The sequence below is a fragment of the Streptacidiphilus albus JL83 genome (assembly GCF_000744705.1).
In the GTDB taxonomy this organism is placed as follows: Bacteria; Actinomycetota; Actinomycetes; order Streptomycetales; family Streptomycetaceae; genus Streptacidiphilus; species Streptacidiphilus albus.
On sequence record NZ_JQML01000001.1, the window covers coordinates 4,448,527 to 4,467,653 of the forward strand.

At 68.3% G+C, this 19,127-nt stretch carries 20 protein-coding genes and 1 tRNA gene; 11 read left to right on the forward strand and 10 right to left on the reverse strand.

The window, feature by feature from the left end:
* Nucleotides 1-27: 27 nt before the first annotated feature.
* Nucleotides 28-498 carry a hypothetical protein gene (locus tag BS75_RS19150; protein ID WP_152645787.1) on the reverse strand — a complete coding sequence of 157 codons (471 nt, stop codon included), beginning with the start codon at nucleotides 496-498 and terminating at the stop codon, nucleotides 28-30.
* Nucleotides 499-807: 309 nt separating this feature from the next.
* Complete coding sequence (locus tag BS75_RS19155; RefSeq protein ID WP_034089128.1) at nucleotides 808-1,119, reverse strand: hypothetical protein; 312 nt, start codon at nucleotides 1,117-1,119, stop codon at nucleotides 808-810.
* 314 nt (nucleotides 1,120-1,433) lie between these two features.
* Here BS75_RS19155 and BS75_RS19160 point away from each other — a divergent pair, with 314 nt between their 5' ends.
* The 4 genes from BS75_RS19160 to BS75_RS19175 all read left to right on the forward strand — a co-directional run bounded on the left by BS75_RS19160 (nucleotide 1,434) and on the right by BS75_RS19175 (nucleotide 5,155).
* Entirely contained in the window at nucleotides 1,434-1,913 is a 480-nt protein-coding gene (locus tag BS75_RS19160) for a helix-turn-helix domain-containing protein (protein ID WP_042437601.1), read from the forward strand.
* 148 nt (nucleotides 1,914-2,061) lie between these two features.
* On the forward strand, nucleotides 2,062-2,601 hold the full coding sequence (locus tag BS75_RS19165) for a hypothetical protein (protein ID WP_052069543.1): 540 nt from the start codon (nucleotides 2,062-2,064) through the stop codon (nucleotides 2,599-2,601).
* Nucleotides 2,594-3,808, forward strand: coding sequence for an MAB_1171c family putative transporter (locus BS75_RS19170; protein ID WP_034089129.1), 1,215 nt, complete (start codon nucleotides 2,594-2,596; stop codon nucleotides 3,806-3,808). Before BS75_RS19165 ends, BS75_RS19170 begins: the two co-directional genes overlap by 8 nt.
* 312 nt (nucleotides 3,809-4,120) lie before the next feature.
* Nucleotides 4,121-5,155, forward strand: a complete 1,035-nt coding sequence (locus BS75_RS19175) for a C40 family peptidase (RefSeq protein WP_042437600.1) — start codon at nucleotides 4,121-4,123, stop codon at nucleotides 5,153-5,155.
* A gap of 360 nt (nucleotides 5,156-5,515) precedes the next feature.
* Here the strand turns inward: BS75_RS19175 and BS75_RS19180 are convergent, their stop codons facing one another.
* Nucleotides 5,516-6,229, reverse strand: a complete 714-nt coding sequence (locus BS75_RS19180; RefSeq protein WP_152645786.1) for a hypothetical protein — start codon at nucleotides 6,227-6,229, stop codon at nucleotides 5,516-5,518.
* Between the two features lie 427 nt (nucleotides 6,230-6,656).
* On the opposite strand from BS75_RS19180, the gene BS75_RS19185 reads away from it, so the two are divergent.
* On the forward strand, nucleotides 6,657-7,196 hold the full coding sequence (locus tag BS75_RS19185) for a hypothetical protein (RefSeq protein WP_152645785.1): 540 nt from the start codon (nucleotides 6,657-6,659) through the stop codon (nucleotides 7,194-7,196).
* Between the two features lie 114 nt (nucleotides 7,197-7,310).
* Here BS75_RS19185 and BS75_RS19190 read toward each other — a convergent pair whose 3' ends face one another.
* The 3 genes from BS75_RS19190 to BS75_RS19195 all read right to left on the reverse strand — a co-directional run bounded on the left by BS75_RS19190 (nucleotide 7,311) and on the right by BS75_RS19195 (nucleotide 8,092).
* Entirely contained in the window at nucleotides 7,311-7,532 is a 222-nt protein-coding gene (locus BS75_RS19190) for a hypothetical protein (RefSeq protein WP_034089133.1), read from the reverse strand.
* 144 nt (nucleotides 7,533-7,676) lie between these two features.
* Nucleotides 7,677-7,901, reverse strand: coding sequence for a hypothetical protein (locus tag BS75_RS48345; RefSeq protein ID WP_152645784.1), 225 nt, complete (start codon nucleotides 7,899-7,901; stop codon nucleotides 7,677-7,679).
* On the reverse strand, nucleotides 7,898-8,092 hold the full coding sequence (locus BS75_RS19195; RefSeq protein ID WP_034093344.1) for a helix-turn-helix transcriptional regulator: 195 nt from the start codon (nucleotides 8,090-8,092) through the stop codon (nucleotides 7,898-7,900). The genes BS75_RS48345 and BS75_RS19195 overlap by 4 nt, the downstream gene beginning before the upstream one ends.
* Nucleotides 8,093-8,367: 275 nt before the next feature.
* Here BS75_RS19195 and BS75_RS19200 point away from each other — a divergent pair, with 275 nt between their 5' ends.
* From BS75_RS19200 to BS75_RS19210, 3 genes are all read left to right on the forward strand, one after another.
* Entirely contained in the window at nucleotides 8,368-8,985 is a 618-nt protein-coding gene (locus BS75_RS19200; RefSeq protein ID WP_152645783.1) for a hypothetical protein, read from the forward strand.
* A 144-nt stretch (nucleotides 8,986-9,129) separates the two neighbouring features.
* Nucleotides 9,130-9,651 (forward strand): hypothetical protein, encoded by a 522-nt coding sequence (locus BS75_RS48350; protein ID WP_152645782.1) that lies wholly within the window; start codon nucleotides 9,130-9,132, stop codon nucleotides 9,649-9,651.
* 408 nt (nucleotides 9,652-10,059) lie between these two features.
* On the forward strand, nucleotides 10,060-11,073 hold the full coding sequence (locus BS75_RS19210) for a tyrosine-type recombinase/integrase (RefSeq protein ID WP_052069544.1): 1,014 nt from the start codon (nucleotides 10,060-10,062) through the stop codon (nucleotides 11,071-11,073).
* Nucleotides 11,074-11,162: 89 nt separating this feature from the next.
* Here the strand turns inward: BS75_RS19210 and BS75_RS19215 are convergent.
* Nucleotides 11,163-11,236 (reverse strand) — tRNA-Thr (locus tag BS75_RS19215).
* Nucleotides 11,237-11,591: 355 nt separating this feature from the next.
* Between BS75_RS19215 and BS75_RS19220 the strand changes: the two genes are divergently transcribed.
* The 3 genes from BS75_RS19220 (at nucleotide 11,592) to BS75_RS19230 (ending at nucleotide 14,416) form a co-directional block, all read left to right on the forward strand.
* Nucleotides 11,592-12,704, forward strand: coding sequence for an ABC transporter ATP-binding protein (locus tag BS75_RS19220; RefSeq protein WP_034089136.1), 1,113 nt, complete (start codon nucleotides 11,592-11,594; stop codon nucleotides 12,702-12,704).
* Nucleotides 12,705-12,876: 172 nt separating this feature from the next.
* Nucleotides 12,877-13,323 (forward strand): hypothetical protein, encoded by a 447-nt coding sequence (locus BS75_RS19225; protein WP_231607829.1) that lies wholly within the window; start codon nucleotides 12,877-12,879, stop codon nucleotides 13,321-13,323.
* Nucleotides 13,324-13,648: 325 nt separating this feature from the next.
* Nucleotides 13,649-14,416 (forward strand): nucleotidyltransferase family protein, encoded by a 768-nt coding sequence (locus BS75_RS19230; protein ID WP_042437598.1) that lies wholly within the window; start codon nucleotides 13,649-13,651, stop codon nucleotides 14,414-14,416.
* A 188-nt stretch (nucleotides 14,417-14,604) separates the two neighbouring features.
* Here the strand turns inward: BS75_RS19230 and BS75_RS19235 are convergent, their stop codons facing one another.
* The 3 genes from BS75_RS19235 to cysS form a co-directional block, all read right to left on the reverse strand.
* Nucleotides 14,605-16,167 carry a DoxX family membrane protein gene (locus tag BS75_RS19235; protein ID WP_231607830.1) on the reverse strand — a complete coding sequence of 521 codons (1,563 nt, stop codon included), beginning with the start codon at nucleotides 16,165-16,167 and terminating at the stop codon, nucleotides 14,605-14,607.
* Nucleotides 16,168-16,515: 348 nt separating this feature from the next.
* The gene (gene rlmB / locus BS75_RS19240; protein ID WP_034089137.1) at nucleotides 16,516-17,481 is read right to left on the reverse strand and encodes a 23S rRNA (guanosine(2251)-2'-O)-methyltransferase RlmB; all 966 of its coding nucleotides are present in this window, start codon (nucleotides 17,479-17,481) and stop codon (nucleotides 16,516-16,518) included.
* Nucleotides 17,482-17,707: 226 nt separating this feature from the next.
* Nucleotides 17,708-19,099: a cysteine--tRNA ligase gene (cysS, locus tag BS75_RS19245; protein WP_034089138.1), complete on the reverse strand. Its 1,392-nt coding sequence runs from the start codon at nucleotides 19,097-19,099 to the stop codon at nucleotides 17,708-17,710.
* Between the last annotated feature and the right edge of the window lie 28 nt (nucleotides 19,100-19,127).

The following is a 19,127-nucleotide window of genomic DNA, read 5'->3' on the forward strand; positions in this document are numbered from 1 at the left end:
GACTGTCGATGTGTGCGCGGGCCGGGGTCATTGCTTCAGCTCCTGCCAGCCGTACGCCGATGCCTGGACGGACCCTGGCTCGGCGACGAGGCTGCTGTAGTCGGTGGTGTCGCTGCCGGAGGGGGCCGGGATCTTCCAGTCACCCGAGGCCGCCCAGTGCAGCTGGAGGGGGTAGACCCCCATGCGCGTCTGCGGCTCCTGCGAGGGCGAGCTGGTGGTGTAGGTGGCCAGCAGCAGCACCTGGACGTTGTCGGCGGAAGTCGAGCGCAGCTGGTACTCGACGGGTGCGAGGATCACTGACGCGCCGGCTGGAACCGGGCCGTCGACTGCCAGACCGAGTGCTTTGCGGGCGCTGATGGGCCCGACCGCAAGCTGCTGCGGGGCAGCAGACCATGAAGGGTCGGCGATCAGTCGGCCAACGGCAGCGGCTCGGTCGGGGTCGAGCGTGGAGCCGATTTGGCGCCAGTACTCGACGGCGGCCGAGACAGCGCCGATCATGGAATGGGGGTATCCGACGGAGACCCCGTTGATCAGCTTGTCTCCCTGGATGAGCTGCAACGGACCTGTGTCGCCGGGAGCGGGCGACCCGCCCGGGTTGACTCCGGTGACCGATCCGGGCGGTGGGATCGCGGCCGGCGGAGCGTAGCTCCTGGGCCCGTGAGGGCCACTGCCGGACTCGATCGCAACACCGACGGCGACGAAGACCAAGAGGCCGACGACCGCGAGGAGAAGGAACGGGAGAACCCGGCGACGCGGGCGGTGATCGAGGAATTGGTTGCTCATGGGATGCTCGCAGAATCGTTTCTGCTACGCCGCTGCGCCGAAGACGGTGTTGACCACCGGGATCGCGCAGGCAGTGACGATGACGCCACCCAGGGACCAGACCAGGGCCCTCTTGCCCTTCTCCGCACTGTCCGGCCGGTTGCTGAGGTGACCGACAGACATCAGGCCACCGGACACGACGGCAGCGATGGCGCACGCGATAAGCGATCCCCACTTCGCGTAGGAGAGCAGCAGGTTCGCACCCTTCGAGCCGTTGGTCGGGTCGGCTGGTGCGGGATTCTGGATGTCGGCGAGCAAGATGTGCGCCGACTGGACAAGGTGCAGAGAGGTAGACAAACCGGGCTCCTAATTCGGGCGCGCCGCTGCACGGCGAGGCCGGCTCGGCTACGGGAGGTCGCCTCCGCAGTGAGCGGACAGGCGGACGGTGGGGAATCGCCCGCTTGCTTCGAGGTACGCGCTGAACAGCTGCGATTTACTCTGGCTAACGAGGTGATGAGCAAAGATACGCAGGAGTGAACGGTGTTCGTCAACTAGAATCACTGTGACCAGCCTCACGTCGCCACGCTCTGTTTACAGTGGCTAATGAGTGTCACTGTGCGCGACCATGAGAGGTCGTCACATTCACGTGGAAGAGGGGGGCCGCCAAGGCCATGACCGACGAAGAGACCCCGAGCGACGAACACACCCCGAAGCGGGACCAGTCGAGCACGATCGCCGCCCGACTTGAGCACCTGTTCAAGGTCGTCCATCCAGCCGACCGCGGGCCATACAGCAATGCGGAGGTCGCGGAGCGGATCAACACCGACGCCGGCGAGCAGATCCTCTCCGCCACCTACCTGTGGCAGCTGAAGACGGGCAAGCGCACCGACCCAACCCACAGCCGACTCACCGCCATCGCCAAGTTCTTCGGCGTATCGCCGATGTACTTCTACGAGGACGAGGCGGCCGAGCGCGCCAACGAGCAACTGAGAGTGCTCTCGGCCTTGCGCGACGAAGGAGTGCGGAAGCTGGTCCTGCGGGCGGATGGCCTTTCACCGCGCGGGCTGGCCGGAATCGCGCAGATGATCGAGGCGGCACGGACCGTAGAGGGCCTGCCCGACGGCGGCGACGCAGAGCAATCGGGCAAGTAGCACTCACCTCATCCAATCATCACAATTCAACACCGCTGACCAACGCAGCGCGATCGTTCGCATACGCTGATTGCCGGTCCGGGTGAAGAGCCCCGGTTCTGTGCCACTGCTTTGACCTGAGGCTTCGGCTTCAACGGGAAGGCTTGTCATGCGCGAGTTGAGGCGATTGCGCGCGTCCTGCTACGAACTGGTCCGAGGGCTGCCCGTGCCGCAGCCCTTCGACCTGCGGCAGTTCCTTGCGGGCGTCAGCGCACAGCGTGGTCGGCATATCCAGCTGATGCTCGTGCCGGGCCTGGCTGCGGGTGACGGGTTTCCCTACGGCTGGTGGGCGAAGCTGGACCACGAGGACCGGATCTACGCCGAGCACGACACCTCTCCGCTTCACCGTGCAGCGATCGCCCTTCACGAGGTCGGTCACATCCTCTGGAACCACTCCCCCGACGCAGTTCTCGACACCGAGGTTCTGCGCCAGGCCCTTCCCGATCTTGAACCGGCGGCACTCGCGCACATGTTCGCGGCCCGGCACGGCTACTCCAGGCTTGAAGAGCGGCAAGCCGAGATGGTCGGCGCCGTGCTGATCGAACGGGCGGGCATCGGGCATGTTCGTGTGGACGGCAAGCCCTCGAAGCTCATCGACCGCCTAGGCGAGGCGCTCGGCCATCCCCTGCGGGACGAGCGCTGTGATTGAGCACGTCGCCATCGCGCTGCTCTGGCTCATGGTGCTCTGGCGGCTGCCCTGCACCCGGCGGTCACCGATCAAGCGCTCTCTCTGGTGGGCACTGGTCTGGCTCGCTCTGGCACTGACCGCTCACCTGCCGTCCTCGATCGCGGCCTTCGACCACTTCGCCGGCATCGCCAACCTGTCCGGACTGATCTTCTACAGCATGGGCATCTGCTCGGGCGCCGCCATGCTGGACTGGGTCAGTGCGATGAGCCCGGCGGCCAGGGCGCATGCGATGCTCCGCTTCCGTCGCCCCCTCGCGGCAGCCTCGATCACTCTGCTCGCCACGTTGTTCGTCGTCGCTCCACGCGCGGAGGCCCGCGAGTTCGTAGTGGCGGCCGAGGGTGACAAGGCCGCGATCCTCGCGGTAGGGATTTTCGAGGTGTACTTCGGCTATGCCATGATCGCGGCCAGCCGCATGCTGTGGACTGCCCGAGGGAAGGCCGCTTCGCGGTGCCTGAGCACGGGTGTGTGGCTCATGCTGGCCGGAACGCTCTCCAACTCGCTCTTCGCGGTGGGGCGGTGCGCGCTCTTTGCGGCCTGGCTGGTCGGGCTTCGAGTGCCCGGCGGGAACAACCTCGCGCTGGTTGACACCCGGGCGCCGTTGATCCTCGCGGTCCTGCTGATGGTGCTCGGCATCTCCGTGCCGACGATAGAAGCAGGTCTGCACGGCCTGGCCAAGCTGCGCGCGCTACTTGCCCTGCGTCCGCTCTGGAGCGAGCTGACCACCTCGGCGCCCGGCGTGGTCCTTGGCACTCCACCGACCCTGCTCCACGACCTCGGCGGGACCCGCTACCTCAGCATCCGACTGCTTCGGCGAACCATCGAAATCAGGGATGCCGCCCTGCTGCTGCGGGGGCACGTCAGCTGCCAGGACTGGCAGGAAATCAGGTCACGCCTGGCTGCGGCCGGCCTGCGCGATGACGACTTCGAGGCGGCAGCGCAGGCAGTGTGGATCGGGCTCGGCCTGCAAGCCCGCAAACGAGGTGCCACCCCGCACGAGGGCCCTGCACACCTCCCTCCCCACGGGGCCGCCGAGCTGACTGATGAGGCCCGGTGGTTGCGACGAGTCGCTGCTGCCCGAAAGTCTCCCGTCGTACGGGATGCCCTCGCGGCCCTTGGAAACCAGGCCGACCGCGCTCCGCTCACCCCGATCGGCTCTCCGCTCCACTGAAGCACGGCGCGGATTCGGTGAGCGTTCCTCGTCCCAGCTCATCGAGTCACGCGGGCGGCGGGAACCCCGCCGGGTGCTTTCGGATTCGCACGGGTCCGACACTCGCCAGCCGCGCGCCGCACGGAAGGCCAATGAGCCACATCTTCACTTCAGCTGACATGTAGTCCAGCTCACATCAACTTCAGTTGCTCCCCTGTGGCAACTTGAGCTTATGGTTGGCGCAGTTCAAATTAGCTGAAGTAAATTCTCCCGAGTCGACCAGCTGTTGCCTCCGGGCCACTGCGCCTCGGGCCCGGTCCGCAGGGGTGGTCCATGAAGAAACTCGTGCAGGTTTGCGCTGCGGGCGCTGCCGTCCCGTTCGGCCTGGTGTTCTGCATCGCCCTGACGGCAGGCGGCGCCTCGGCCGTGAGCCCCAGCCTCAACCTCGGGGGCCTCGGCTGCGTGACACCCGTAGCACCCGGAACGGCCACCGCAGATGGTCAGTCGCTGACGAGCGAGCAGATCAACAACGCCACGATCATCTACCAGGTCGCCAACAGCCTCGGCCTCCCGCCACAGGCGGCGGTGATCGCCATCGCGACCGCCATGCAGGAAAGCAGCCTGATCAACAGGCCGGACGGCGACTTGGATTCCGTTGGACTGTTCCAGCAGCGCCCGTCGCAGGGGTGGGGCTCACCGGCCCAACTCGTTGACCCGGTCTACGCCTCGAAGGCGTTCTACGCCGCCCTCGTGAAGGTGCCGGGCTGGGAAGCCATGTCGGTCGCCCAAGCCGCCCAGCGCGTACAGGGAAGCCTCTATCCGGACGCCTACGCGAAGTGGGAGGACCTGGCGAAACGACTGGTCGGAACGGTGAGCGGCGGCGCGGCGAACTGCGCGGGCGCCACCGGCGACGGCAACGGTCAGGCGATCACCAACCCCGTCGCCCTTCCGGCGGGCTTCTCCCTACCAGCAGGCACACCGGTCCAGGTCGTCACGGCAATTCAGTTCGCCGCCAGCAAACTGGGCATGCCGTACCAGTGGGGCGGCACCGGAAACCCCAGCTACGACTGCTCTGGCCTGATGATGGCCGCATACGCAGCAGCCGGGATCGCGATCGACCGCACCACCTACCAGCAGGTGTACGACGGAACGCCCGTCTATTCGGCCACCCAGCTCAAGCCCGGCGACTTGATCTTCACGGCCGGCTCGGACGGCACGCCCACCAACCCCGGCCACGTTGGCATGTTTTTGGGGTCTGACCTGGTCCTTGATGCCCCACGCACGGGCGAGGACATCGAGATCACCCACTTCAGCGGCGGGTACTGGGACGCCCAAGCGGTGGCGTTCCGCCGAATCGTCCCGTCCTGATGTAGGGACTTCATCGCACCTTGCGCTTTCTCATTGGTTCTTCGCCTACTTTGCGCGGGGCGAAGAACCGCGGCGGCAGCTGCGGTTGTGGAGCGCTTCTCTGACGATACCGGTCTCCCGGACGGAGGGTCACTCGATCCGGGGGAGTTCTGGCGGGCCGCTCAGAGCCTGGTACCGGGTGAAGGCTTCCCGGGCGCCGGGCACGTAGGTCGTACTGCGGATCGCATCCCGGAGTTCGGCGCTCATGGGGCGGACACCGGACCGGCTGTTTCCAGAGCAACGCGCGCCCGGCCCATTTACGGCTGGACGCACAGGTGGTGCTCTGGAGCTGAGATGGTGCTGGGCCGGGCGGGCCGGCCATCAGACGACGTTCAACGCCTCCAGGATCGAGCGCTGCTGCTCGGGGATGGCGAAGCCGCACTCATCGAGATTCCGGAGGGTGTGCCCGCTCATGCAGTGGTAGCACGCGGCCTCCGCGGCCTCCGCCCCAACGGGTGCGTCGCAGTGGATCAGGAGTCCCGCCCACATGCCCGGGAAGATCGGACGGGCGCACCCGGGGCATGAGGTGAACTCCGCGAACCGCCAGTCTTCATGCGGCACAGCGGGGTCGAGCCAGGGGATCAGCTCCTCGATCACCTCCCCCGCGTCCGTCCACAGGTGCATCGGTAGTTCCGCACGACGCAGGTAGTGGATTCCGTCGGGCCCGATTTCCGCCAGGCCGAGGACAAGTTCACCCACGTCGGATTCCGGGGAGTTGGGGATGAAAGCGAGCACCCGCTCCTCACTCCCGGCATCGAACTGCCCGTGCGGGGTGTCGGCGCGAAGCGCCCGGGCCAGCCGCCGCAGCGCCTGGCCGTTGTCGTCGTTGCGCAGGCGCACCTGCCAGACGTCGGCGGCGCCCTCGCAGTCGGCGGGCGACACGGTCAGCTGGATGCTGTTGCCGATGACGCGCAGGTCGATGTGGTGAAGCCCCTCATGATTGTTCAGCGCGGTGGCGTACCACTCGCCCGTAGGCCAGATGTCCATGCGGCCAACCCCGGTGCGGCGGGATTTATTGGCCTTGCGTCGTCCCATGGCCGGTCAACGACCGCGCAGCCCTTCCCCAGCGTCGGCCAAGCGGGGGACACCTCGATTTGATCCGACCTAGGCGCAGGGGCCGGGCGGACGGGATGTGTACAGGCTGCCGCGCGGAGGCTTCACCGTGAGGCGCACGGGTCATGGGTTTTCGTGCCGGACAGCCAGGGCCTGGGGCGCCGACGCGCGGCGCCAGGGGCCTGGCGCCAGCAGTGCCTGGTCTGGTCCTCGCCCCGTCCCAACCCCGGGCCCGGCTAAGGTCGCTCCGCCGCGGGACAGCCCCGTCAGCTTCAAGTGGCGCAACCTCGCCGCGATCGAATGGTACGGAGGTCACTCCAGACCATTTGACAAGCACGCTCTCGGCCCTGTCCAATGATGCGGAGATGTATCCATGCCATTGGGGGCTGACGTGACGAAAATGCCGAACTTGGACGAGCTGGTCGAGTTGCTGCACGAGATCGAGCAGGAGCAGCAAGGGCTGCGCGGTAAGCACGCGCACCTCATGCGCACGATCGTCCACAAGGCCGGAGGCGTTAACCAGGCCGCGGAGCTGCTCGGCCTTGACCCCAAGACCGTTCGGGCACGCGAGCGGGCAGCCGGCCTGTCGCTCATTCTCTACCGCGGCTCCAACACGGCGAAGGTCGACCTCGACGGGCGGGTGTACGGCGAGACTGGCCAGGGCGAGGACAGCGATGCGCAGCGGGAGGCAGACCGGAAGTGGTTCAACTTGTCCCGGACCAACGAGGAGTTGTTGCACTTGGTCGTCTACGTTGCTGATGGCACAGTGGTGCGAGCCCGCGAGGTCGAGGGCGAATGGGAGTGGAACGAGGACGGCAAGGCCGCCCTGCCGGTCGGCCCCCCGCTCACCTCGGCCGAGTTGGCGCAGAAGTACCCGACGTTCCCCTTCACCATCGGCGACGAGCTGCCCATGATCCGCGGCAAGATTCGCGAGTACGTCACCCTGTAGCCCGTACGAGACACGGCCGTGAAAGATCGCCAACCAGAGCTACCTAGTTGGACCAAGCAGAAGGCCGGTGGCCTCACCGTTCAACGGTGAGGCCACCGGCCTTCTGCTTGGCGCTCACTCCCTTGCGAGCGTTCCCCTGTCCGTCGCGGCCCAATCGGCTGGGCGCGGCTCACCTCCCGAGGATGGCCACTGCACGCGCACTCCTCCGGGGCGGACATCCATGATCAGGCCGCGAAGGTACCGGCCAGAGCCGTCCTTGGTGGTCGATATCCAGTGGCGGCCGATCCAGGCGTTCGGCGGCTGCTCGGCGTAGCGGTCCTGGGTGAAGTTCTGCATGTTGATCTCCTGCGGTGGCTGGGCTTTGGACTCCGGGGCCGTGCTGACTGGGCGCCCGGCGCCGTCAGGGAGGTCGGGGTGACCGAGAAGCTTCACCCAGATCCGTTGGACAGCCAGCGGATAGATGGGCCGGTCCGTCCTGAGTCATCGCGCATCTCCGTTCCAGCCACGGCTGTCACGCGTAATACCGGTCGTCGCCCACAACCGCACATCCGCTGGCCGATACCGCCGGACTTCGTCCTCGATGTACTTGGGGCCGATGCCGGCCGTGCCCAGATCCCGGAGCTCCGCGGCTGTGAAGCCGAGGTAGGAGGCGGCATCCTCCACGGACCACCAGGGACGGCGAACCAGGTTGCTCGATCGCTTCATCGCGCGCTCCCCGCGTCGGAGGAACGGGTTTCCAGCCACTGCCGCACGTCGAGCGGGTCGTACCGCCGATGCCTGCCCACCTTGTAGGAGCGCGGGCCGGTGCCCTTCCAGTTCATCTGGTAGATCGACTGCTCCGGCACGCCCAGGAACTCCGCGAGTTCCTTCAAGGTCCACAACCTGTCCGTACTCATGAGTACACATCTCATCTCGTTCGTCACTTCGGCGACTGGAGTCGCCGTTTGAACAACCGAGATCAGCATCATGTGCCACCCCCCGAGTTGTCAATATGACTTCGTTATTCGCCGAATCGGCGAGCCTGGCCATGGCCAGAGTGTCACGCTGGCGGCAAACGCCGCGACGGGCCGCCAGTCGCCGAATCGGCGCGACCACCCCCCGCATGAAGTCGCCGATTGCGCGATTGCGAGATGATGAGTAGAGTCGCCGATACGACGAGCAAGGAGGCCAGATGTCGAGCGGCTCAGCTCCACCGACCTTGTCGGTGAGCGATGCGGCAGCACTCCGACTTCGGGATGCCCGGACAAGGCGCGGGTGGACCACGAAGCAGCTGGCAGCCGCATGCGCCAAAGCTGGCGCCGCAAAGCTCACGTTCGCCGTACTGAACAACATCGAGACCGGGCGCCGGGACGCGAATGGTGTTCGGAAACGCGAGTTGACCCTTGACGAAGTCGTGGCCCTGGCGGTGGTTCTGGACATCTCGCCCATCCACCTGATGGGCCTGCCCGACGACGTCGAGCCGGGGACAGCTCTACTGCTGACCTCCGAGAGGACGGTCAGCGACCGCGAGTTGCTACTGGACTGGATTCGCGGGCAACGAGTGTTGCCTGAGACCGACTCCCGCCAGTTCTACTCAGCGGCCGTTCAGCAGATGCCATCCCCGGATGACAAGCAGTCAATCGCCGAGCTCACGCGGTCCGTACTTCAGGACCGGGCAGCGGAGTTGACGACCTCGTTCAACCAGGAGATGGCGGCGACCTTGGAGAAGATCACTGCTGCCGTCGAGGCCGGCGCGAGCCCGGAGGATCTCGCGGCGCTGGTACGGCTACGCGGGGAAGCCGACACGTAATCGGCCGCAGCACAAAGCATGCGCACGGCATCGCCGCGGCGCCATTTCAGAGAACCCGTTTGCGGAATCACACGATCCCGCACACGTACGGGCAGAGAAGAGGATAAGTCATGACATGTACGCACCAGAGATTGGCACGACACTATGCCTACCGCAGGTATCGAGGACCGCGCTAAGCACGCGGACTACCAGAAGGCCGTCGAACGCGCCCGCGCAGCCGGCCGCACCCCGCCGGGCCGCTTCCGCGTCCGCTGGCGCGACGAGACCGGTTCCCTCCGCACCTTGACCGTGGCGACGCGCCACCTTGCGATGGCCGCGCGAGACGATCTCACTCACGGCTGGGCACCGATGACACTGGAGCGCCTAGTCGATATGTGGGCCGCAGTGCCGCTGGCGACAAGGCACCCCGGGCCGCCGCGGCTGCCCAACCGCAAGCCGCTCGACCGGCACGTGCTGCCACGCCACGGAGGCAAGCTCGCCGTCACCATCACCCGAGCGGACGTTGAACGTCTGGTGCTGGCGCTTCGCGCCGATCACAACCTGAGCCCCTCCACGATCAACAGCGTCGTCGGGACGCTCAAGCGCGCCTTGGAATTCGGCGTCCGATACGGACACCTGCCCAGCAACCCCGCGCTGGGCGTCCGACCGATCCGACAGCTGGCCTGACACGGACCGCTGGCCCGTCCAACCGCCCGAGGCGATCGTCGCTCTGGCGTAGCTGGCGAACCCCGCAAGACCATACAACCCGAAACGCGGCAGAAGCCGCTCATCCAAACGGGCAGAAAGAAGGAATGAACATGACCATGAACATTGCGAGCGAGACCCAGGTGATATATGTCCCGTGTATGGATAGAAGACCGCGTTAACCAGTCCGAGTACAAGGTTTCAGCCGCGAAGGCCAAGTCAACTGGCCGCAAGCCGCCGGGCCGCTTTCGTGTCCGGTGGTACGACCCGGACGGGAAAGCCAGGGCCCTCACCTTCCTCCGGAAGGTGGACGCTGAGGCTAAGCGGACAAATATTGAAAGCTCCTTGGGCCTGGGGACGTACCGAGACCCGGGTTCCGGACGGACCAAGATGGCGGAGATTGCCGAAGCGTGGCTGGCTTCCAAAGTAGATCTCCGGCGTTCGACGCGCAGCCGCTACCGCGGCGTCCTGGATTTCCACGTCATCCCCCGTTGGGGCACCACCGCCGTTGCCCGCGTCCAACATGAAGATATCGTGACCTGGCTGGCCAACCTCATGGCGGATTCCGTCGCGTCAGGCAAGCCATTGAGTGCCACCACCATCAGGAAGATCTATGTCGTCCTGAAGGGAGTGCTCGGGTACGCGGTCCGCACCAAGAAGATCGCCAGCAACCCCGCCATCGGTGTTCCACTGCCCCGTTACACCCCCGCCGAGCACGTCTATCTAAGCGACGTACAGGTGGAGGCCCTCGCAGAGGCGTGTGGAGAATATCGGGCACTCATTCTTTTCCTGGCCTACACGGGTGTTCGCTGGGGAGAAGCCACGGCGGTGCAAATCAGGCACGTGGACTTGAAAACCCGCCGGGTTCGGATTGCCCAAGCCTGGGGCTACGAAAGAGGAAAACTCTACCTCGAAGACAGTCCCAAGAACCATGAGCGCAGGTCGGTCCCCATCCCAGCATTCCTGGTGAAGGAACTGGCACTCGTCATCGCCGACCGTGGCCCCAACGAGTACCTCTTCACTGCCCCGAAGGGGGGCACCTTGATGATCCGGAATTTCATGCGGCGGCATTTCAAGGCAGCCACCGTGGCGGCAGGACTAGGCGATCTCGGAGTCACGCTCCACAAGCTCCGGCATACAGCTGCATCGCTGGCGATTGCCAGTGGCGCGGATGTGAAGGTCGTCCAGACCATGCTCGGCCACAAGACCGCGACGCTCACCCTGGACACGTACGGTCACCTCTGGCCTGACCGGCTGGACGAGGTCTCCGACCGTCTCGACGCTCAGCGAACCAAGTCGCTGGAGAAGGCGCGAAAGAAGGCCGAGAAGGCCGCGAGGCGTGCGCAGCAGCTGGCGGAGGAACTTGCAGCCCTGGAAGCCGGGGAACAGCCCGCCGCGGCCTGATGTGTACTGAATGTGTACGGGAAGCAGGTTGGGGGCCGGTCCATGATCGGACCGGCCCCCAACTTCCTCGCCAGGAAGGCGAGTTGTAGAGCCCCCTGTCGGGTTCGAACCGACGACCCCCGCTTTACAAGAGCGGTGCTCTGGCCAACTGAGCTAAGGAGGCGCGGTACCCGTCCGCAGCGTGCCACGGCGGGACCAGAGTGCAGTGTAGCGAACAGGAAGGGGCGTACGTCAGGTTCATCGGGGCGGGTGCAGTGAATGTGCCCGGCGTCACTTGCGGTAGTTTTGTCCGATTTCATCCGTACATAAGATCGACAGATGAACAGATTCGGTCGCGCAGGGGTACTGACAAGACCGCTTCGTACCGGTACCGTCACCAGCAGTCTGCCCGACCGGTGGACTAGACCTCTCCGATCTCCGCGCCGCTCCGGCGGGTTGGCACGGCGCTTCGGACAGGACGACATCCGCCTTTACTCGGATCGTCCGGCACGTTCCTGCCGGTGAAGGAGAGCACAGACATGCCTACGGTGACTTTCGACCAGGCCACCCGGATCTACCCCGGCGGCACGAAGCCCGCCGTCGACGCCCTGAACCTGGACATAGCCGACGGCGAGTTCCTCGTCCTCGTCGGCCCCTCCGGCTGCGGCAAGTCGACCAGCCTGCGGATGCTCGCGGGCCTGGAGGACGTGAACGGCGGCGCCATCCGCATCGGCGACCGCGACGTCACCCACCTCCCCCCCAAGGACCGGAACATCGCCATGGTGTTCCAGAACTACGCGCTGTACCCGCACATGACCGTCGCCGACAACATGGGCTTCGCCCTGAAGATCGCCGGCGTCAACAAGGCGGAGATCCGCAAGAAGGTCGAGGAGGCGGGCAAGATCCTCGACCTCACCGAGTACCTCGACCGCAAGCCGAAGGCGCTCTCCGGCGGTCAGCGCCAGCGTGTCGCCATGGGCCGCGCGATCGTCCGCGAGCCGCAGGTCTTCCTCATGGACGAGCCGCTGTCCAACCTGGACGCCAAGCTCCGCGTGCAGACCCGCACCCAGATCGCCTCGCTGCAGCGCCGCCTCGGCATCACCACCGTCTACGTCACCCACGACCAGGTCGAGGCCATGACCATGGGCGACCGGGTCGCGGTCCTCAAGGACGGCCTGCTCCAGCAGGTGGACACCCCCCGCAACATGTACGACCGCCCCGCGAACCTCTTCGTGGCCGGCTTCATCGGCTCCCCCGCGATGAACCTGATCGAGGTCCCGCTGGTCGACGGCGGCTGCCAGTTCGGCACCTCGCTGATCGAGATCTCCCGCGAGGCCGTGGCCCAGGCCGCCGACGCGGGCGACACCACGGTCACCATCGGCGTCCGCCCCGAGCACCTGGACCTGGTCTCCGAGGGCGACGCGCTCGGCAAGGGCGGCGCCGGTCTGGCCGTCACCGTCAACGTCGTCGAGGAGCTGGGCGCGGACGGCTACGTCTACGGCAGCGCCCGCGTCGGCGACGCCGAGAAGGACCTGGTGGTCCGGGTCAACGGCCGCTCCGTCCCGCTCAAGGGCGACGTCCTGAACGTCGTCCCGCGCGCCGGCGAGGTCCACGTCTTCTCGACGTCGACCGGTCTGCGCCTCAGCAACTGACGCCTGCGCGTTCAGCGTCGCCCAGCAGTGATGCCGGCGCCCCGGCGGGGAGTCCCCGCCGGGGCACCGGCATGTCGGGCAACGGTCGCACGCCGAAAAACACCTGTCGGGCCGTCACTCGTCCGAGTGACTAAATGTCGCCATGTCATTACTCATCGCTAGCATCAGCCTCGTGAAGCAGCTAGCGCGCCGTCTCGGCAGAACCCTCGCCTTCCTCCTGCCCGTCGTCCTCGTGACGACCGGCACCCTCGCGGTGACCCGCGTGTCCTGGACCCCTGTGGCCGGTGGCACCAGCGGAAACGGGGGTGAGCAGCAGGTCCTCGCCGCCAACGCGACGTCCCCGCAGAGTGCGGACAACGCTGCCGCCGCCCCGCAGGACGTCCTTCGCGACCGGCTGGTCCAGCAGTTGGACCGGTCGAACCCCGGCACGGCCCTGGACTCGCTCCAGCAGGCCATGCAGCAGCAGCCCTCGCTCACCCGCTACTGCACCGCCATCGCCCGCGACCTCGGACAGGCCGCAGTGCGCAAGTACCACGGTGACGTCCAGCGTGCGCAGTCCTTCGCGCGCCCCGTGTGCGACGGGTCCTTCGCCGCCGGGACGATGGCGGACGCGGGCTGACCGCAGCAGCGATGCGGCAGCGCCGCAGCAGTACGTCAGCAGGGCGTCCACGTCGGACGCGACCCGAACGGCAACCGGGCCGGAGCGGAGTCCCCACGGGCTCCGCTCCGGCCCGCTGACATACGCCGACGACCCACCTCCGCCCGCCGACCGGCCCCGGGCGCCACCCGGGCGCCAGCTGCGCTTCCCACGGGGACGGCGCCGACACGGCGCGGGCGCGACGCGAGCGCCGGGCGGGCACAGCGCGCGCTCGGCGCGGGCATCCGCCGGGGCGGCGGCCCGGCGGATGCCCGCGCCGGTCGTCTTCTGCCCGTAGGGTGCTCCCATGACCGCTGACCTCATCCCCTCCACCGAGGGTTCTCCGCTGGCCTCGCCGCCCGTCACTCAGGCAGTGATCCTGGCCGGCGGTCAGGGCTCCCGCCTCCGCCCCTACACCGACACCCGCCCCAAGCCGATGATCGAGATCCCCGGCACGGGCGTCCCCATCATCGGCCACCAGCTCCAGTGGCTGGCCGAGGAGGGCGTCACCGATGTCGTCATCTCCTGCGGTCACCTGGCCGAGGTGCTGCAGACCTGGTTGAAGGAGACGGAGCTCCCGCTCAACGTCACCACCGTGGTCGAGTCCGAACCCCTCGGCCGCGGCGGCGGCCTGAAGTTCGCGGCCGCCTCGCTCCCCCGCCCGGACCAGCCCTGGTACGCCACCAACGGCGACATCTGGACCCGGTTCCGGCTCCGCGACATGGCGGACTTCCACTCGGAACGCGACGCCCACGCCACCCTCGCGCTGGCCCGCCCCCGGCTGCCCTGGGGCACCGTCGACACCGACCAGTTCGGCAACATCCTCGACTTCATCGAGGCCCCGCCGTCGCCGTACCTGATCAACGCCGGCGTCTACGTCTTCTCCTCCGCCTTCGCGCGCATGCTGCCCGATCGCGGTGACCACGAGCGGAGCACCTTCCCCCGGCTCGCGCGCGAGCGCCGGCTCTCCGGCTGGGAGCTCCCCCAGGGCGTCTACTGGCGCGCCATCGACACCGCCAAGGACCTCACCGAGGCCGCCAAGGAGCTCGCCGCCACCCGCGCCACCATCGACTGACGGCCCGTCGACGGCACCACCGGCACCGGAACGACAACGGCCCCGTACGGACAGACCTGCTGTCCGTACGGGGCCGTGCACGCTGTCCCGGAGCCCCTGCTGACGGTGCCCGGCCCGACTCGGGAGTCAGGCCGACCCAGTAGTCAGGCGACCCAGTAGTCAGGCCGCCTCGGCGCTCAGGCCGACGCTCAGCCCAGGAGGCCGCCGAGTACGCCGTTGCTGCCCGTCGGTGCGGAGCTCGGCGAACCACTGTGGTGGTGCGTCGGCGCGGAGGAGCCGCTGCCGCCCGAGCCGGAGCCCGTGCCGCTCCTGGTGCCGGTCGAACCCGTTCCGGTGCCCGAACTCCGGCTGCCGGCACCGGAACCGCTGGTCCCGCCCCCGGTGGCGCCGGCGCTGTGGTGCTTCGCCGCGGCATGGTGCGAGGCGTTCGGCGAGGCGTCCGGCGAGGGCGTCGCCTTCTTGACCGCAGTCGCACTGCCGTGCGCGGACGGCTTGCTGGTCGGCCACATCGGGTTCGGGTAGTTGGTCGGCAGCGCGGTCGCGCCCGGGAGGACGGTGGTGGTGCTGACCGTCTGGCTGCTCCGGACGGTCGCGCCCAGCATCGAACCCAGCAGCAGGGTGCTGCCGGTGACCAGGGTCGCCACCACGAAGCCCCGGCGCAGCACCCGCCGCCGCAGCGCCCAGATCGGCGCGCGCTCCCCGCCGAGCCGCCGCCACGCCTCGATGGCGAGTCGGCCGTCCAGCGAGAACAGCGGTGCCCCGGCCAGCAACAGCGGGCTCCAGGCCGCCAGATAGATGATCTCCGGCGCGTTGTAGACCGGAGCGGCCCGCCAACTGACCGTCACCAGCAGCACGACCGCCAGCACCATGCCCACGGCGGCGGCGAACCGCTGCCAGAGGCCGAAGACGCAGAGCACGCCGACGACGATCTCGACGAAGGCCACCCCGAGCCCGGAGCCCACCGGGTGGGTGAGCGCCATGTCCAGCAGCGGACGGGCGAGCGGCCAGGGGTGCAGCGACTGCAGCCAGTGCATCATCGAGCCACGGGCACCGCCGTCGAAGTAGACCGGGTCGCAGAGCTTGTTGAAGCCGGCGTAGATCGAGATGCCGCCGAGGAACAGCCGCAGCGGCAGCAGCACCAGGCCGAGGTCGACCCGCCGCCCCGGGTACCAGGCGTGCCGGACCGCCTCGCCCGGCTCACGCGGACCGCCGCTGCGGTACTCAGGCTCGAACTCGCGGTCGTCACCCGGCCCGTAGCGCGGACGGAAGCCCGGCTCACGGCCCTCGGCGCCGACCCCGCCGACAGCCCCGGCGCCGTACGCCGCACCGGCGTACTCACGGCCGTCCACCGCGGTCCGGTCGACGTGGTCGGCCTGGTCGGGAAAGCCGAACGGCCGCTGCATCACCTGCGTCGCGTCGGCCGGTTGCTGACGCGGCAGCACGGTGTGCCCGGTGCCGCCCTGCTGGACGGCGTCGAGCAGCGCGGGGGCCGCTCCGCCGGTCCAGGTGATCGGGGTGACCCGGGGCTTCCGGCGCGGCGGCGGGGCGTCGTCGGAGGCAAGTCCGCCGACGACCGGCGCGCCCGCCCCGACAAGTGCGGGAAAGGCTGGAATGATCAGGATCGGCTGGGTGTCCTCGCCCGCAGCCAGGGCAGTCAACGGTCCGGAGTCGATGAACGGGCTCACCGGAGCGCCCAGGCGCACTCGGAAGCTCGCCGTCGTGGTGTTGAGCCGGGCCGGATCGGTCGGCACCTTCACCGAGTACAGCCCCGGGTCTGCCTCTATCCCCTCGGCGGATGCCCCCTGAGGGCGGGTACGTGTTCTGGTGTCCACGCATCACTAACCGCCCGAGGGACCGTTTGGACACCCTCTCGCGCAAGACTTGACGGCGACACCCGCCGTCCTGGTGCCTGGCAATACCCGTGGTGCGCCTGGGAACGACGGGACAGGGTGGCTCGGCCGACCGCCGAGGCCGCCTCCGCTCCACCGTCGCCCCGCAGGCGCTCCAAGCTTGCTCCGCCGACGAACGAAGTCGGAACGGCAGAGCGGCCGCCCGGGTGACGGATCACCCGGACGGCCGCTCCCGCTCACGACCGACGGCTATCGCTTGTTGCGGAGCCGCGCGGCCTCGTAGAGGACGATGCCGGCGGCGACGCCCGCGTTCAGCGACTCGGCCACACCGGGCATCGGGATCCGGACGGTCAGGTCACAGGTCTCCGAGACCAGCCGGGACAGGCCCTTGCCCTCGGAACCGATGACGATCACCACCGGGCCGGTCAGCGCCTCCAGGTCGCTCAGCTCGGCGTCGCCGTCGGCCGCCAGGCCCACCACGAAGCAGCCGGCCTTCTGGTAGGCCTCCAGCGTCCGGGTCATGTTGGTCATCCGGGCCACCGGCACCCGGGCCGCCGCACCGGAGGAGGTCTTCCAGGCGCCGGCCGTCATCCCGGCGGCCCGCCGCTCGGGGATGACCACGCCGTGGCCGTCGAAGGCGGCGACGGAGCGGACGATGGCCCCGAGGTTGCGCGAGTCGGTGATCCCGTCCAGCGCGACGATCAGCGGGTCCTCGTGGTTCTGGGCCGCCAGCGCGAGCAGGTCGTCCGGGTGCGCGTACTCGTACGGCGGCACCTGGAGGATCAGGCCCTGGTGGTTGTGGCCCTCGGCCAGGTTGTCGAGCTGCTGGCGCGGGGCCTCCATCAGCGGCACGCCGCGCTCGTTGGCGTAGGTCAGCGCCTCGCGCACCCGCTCGTCGTTGTCGATGAACTGCTGGACGTAGAGCGCCGAGGCCGGCACCCCGCCCTGCAGCGCCTCCACCACCGAGTTGCGGCCGTAGACCAGCTCGGAGCTCGCCTTGCCGCCGCGCCGGGCGCTGCCGCGCGACTTGTTGCCCGCGGCGCGCTTGGCGGCCGAGTTGGCCATCCGGTTCTTCTTGTGACCCTTGCGCTCGGAGGCGGGCGGCGTCGGGCCCTTGCCCTCCAGAGCCTTCCGGCTGTGGCCACCGGTACCGACCGACGGGCCCTTCTTGGAGCCGGGGTTGCGGCGGTTCCTGCGCTGGCTGTTGCCGGCCATCAGTACGGTCCTGCTTTCGTTCGTGGTGCGTGGTGGTGGAGGCCGAGTCGGCCCGGTCCACGGCACCGTCCGGGTGAACCGGACGGCGCCGCCGGGACTCGGCCGACGACCCTGGCCTCGGCTCGGTCAGCGGTCAGGCGGTCAGCGGTCAAGCTGTCAGCCGTGGAGCGGTCGGTCCTGGCGACCGCGCACTGCTGGTGAGTGCACGGTCTGGTGAGTGCGGCGGTCAGCCGAGGGTCCAGCGGGAGGCGCCCTCGGCCCGGTCCTCGATGACCAGCCCGGCCTCGCCGAGCCGGTCCCTGATGGCGTCGGAGGTGGCGTAGTCCTTGCGCTCGCGCGCGGCCTGACGCTGCTCCAGCACCAGCTTGACCAGGGCATCGACCACTCCGTGCAGGTCCTCGCCCTGCTGCGGACCGGCCCACATCGGGTCCAGCGGGTCGAGACCCAGCACCCCGAGCATCGCACGGACCTCGGCCAGACGCGCTACCGCGTTCTCCTTGTCGTCCGCCGCGAGCGCCGCATTGCCCTGCCGAACGGCCGTGTGGACGATCGCCAGCGCCTGCGGGACGCCGAAGTCGTCGTCCATCGCCTCGGCGAAGGCCGGCGGCACCTGCGGGGCCGGCTCGACCGCGCCGTGCTGCTCGGTGACGCGCTGGGCGAAGCCCTCGATCCGGGCGAAGGCGGTCTCGGCCTCGCGCAGCGCCTCCTCGCTGTACTCGATCATCGAGCGGTAGTGCGGGGTGCCCAGGTAGTAGCGCAGCACGATCGGCCGCCACCTCTGCAGCATCTCGGAGACCAGCACCGAGTTGCCGAGCGACTTGCTCATCTTCTCGCCGCTGAGCGTCACCCAGGCGTTGTGCAGCCAGTAGCTCGCGAAGTCGTCGCCGAAGGCCTTGGACTGGGCGATCTCGTTCTCGTGGTGCGGGAAGATCAGGTCGCGCCCGCCGCCGTGGATGTCGAAGGCGGAGCCGAGGTACTTGTGCGCCATGGCCGAGCACTCCAGGTGCCAGCCGGGGCGGCCGCGGCCCCAGGGGGTCTCCCAGCTGGGCTCGCCGGGCTTGACCGACTTCCACATGGCGAAGTCGCGCTGGTCCCGCTTGCCGGTCTCGCCGTCGCTCTCGGGCTGCCGCAGGTCCTCCAGCTTCTGGTGCGAGAGGGCGAGGTAGTCCGGGTACGAGGTGACGCTGAAGTAGACGTTGCCCTCGGACTCGTAGGCGTGGCCGCGCTCGATCAGACCGCGCATCATCTCGATCATCTCCGGGACGTGCCCGGTCGCCCGGGGCTCCCCGGTCGGCGGCAGGCAGCCCAGCGCCGTGTAACCGTCGTTGAAGGCGCGCTCATTGGTGTAGCCGATCTGCCACCAGGGCCGACCGCCCTCCCGCGACTTCCAGATGATCTTGTCGTCGATGTCGGTGACATTGCGCACAAAGGTCACGTCGTAGCCCCGGTAGGCGAACCAACGACGCATCACGTCGAAGTTCAGCCCGGACCGGATGTGGCCGATGTGCGGGGCGGCCTGCACGGTCGCGCCGCACAGGTAGATCGAGACGCAGCCCGGCACGAGCGGGACGAAGTCGCGTACCTGGCTGGCGCTGGTGTCGTACAGGCGAATAGTCACAGCGTCAAGCGTAGTGGGAAGCAGGGGG

What these genes read in the sequence shown, in the direction of transcription:
- BS75_RS48350 (WP_152645782.1), top strand. Translation starts at nt 9,130, where the DNA reads ATGCCTACCGCAGGTATCGAGGACCGCGCTAAGCACGCGGACTACCAG.
- BS75_RS19230 (WP_042437598.1), top strand. Translation starts at nt 13,649, where the DNA reads ATGACCGCTGACCTCATCCCCTCCACCGAGGGTTCTCCGCTGGCCTCG.
- BS75_RS19210 (WP_052069544.1), top strand. Translation starts at nt 10,060, where the DNA reads ATGGCGGAGATTGCCGAAGCGTGGCTGGCTTCCAAAGTAGATCTCCGG.
- BS75_RS19180 (WP_152645786.1), bottom strand. Translation starts at nt 6,229, where the DNA reads ATGGGACGACGCAAGGCCAATAAATCCCGCCGCACCGGGGTTGGCCGC.
- BS75_RS19195 (WP_034093344.1), bottom strand. Translation starts at nt 8,092, where the DNA reads ATGAGTACGGACAGGTTGTGGACCTTGAAGGAACTCGCGGAGTTCCTG.
- rlmB (WP_034089137.1), bottom strand. Translation starts at nt 17,481, where the DNA reads ATGGCCGGCAACAGCCAGCGCAGGAACCGCCGCAACCCCGGCTCCAAG.
- BS75_RS19220 (WP_034089136.1), top strand. Translation starts at nt 11,592, where the DNA reads ATGCCTACGGTGACTTTCGACCAGGCCACCCGGATCTACCCCGGCGGC.
- BS75_RS48345 (WP_152645784.1), bottom strand. Translation starts at nt 7,901, where the DNA reads ATGAAGCGATCGAGCAACCTGGTTCGCCGTCCCTGGTGGTCCGTGGAG.
- BS75_RS19175 (WP_042437600.1), top strand. Translation starts at nt 4,121, where the DNA reads ATGAAGAAACTCGTGCAGGTTTGCGCTGCGGGCGCTGCCGTCCCGTTC.
- BS75_RS19165 (WP_052069543.1), top strand. Translation starts at nt 2,062, where the DNA reads ATGCGCGAGTTGAGGCGATTGCGCGCGTCCTGCTACGAACTGGTCCGA.
- BS75_RS19190 (WP_034089133.1), bottom strand. Translation starts at nt 7,532, where the DNA reads ATGCAGAACTTCACCCAGGACCGCTACGCCGAGCAGCCGCCGAACGCC.
- BS75_RS19160 (WP_042437601.1), top strand. Translation starts at nt 1,434, where the DNA reads ATGACCGACGAAGAGACCCCGAGCGACGAACACACCCCGAAGCGGGAC.
- BS75_RS19150 (WP_152645787.1), bottom strand. Translation starts at nt 498, where the DNA reads ATGATCGGCGCTGTCTCGGCCGCCGTCGAGTACTGGCGCCAAATCGGC.
- BS75_RS19200 (WP_152645783.1), top strand. Translation starts at nt 8,368, where the DNA reads ATGTCGAGCGGCTCAGCTCCACCGACCTTGTCGGTGAGCGATGCGGCA.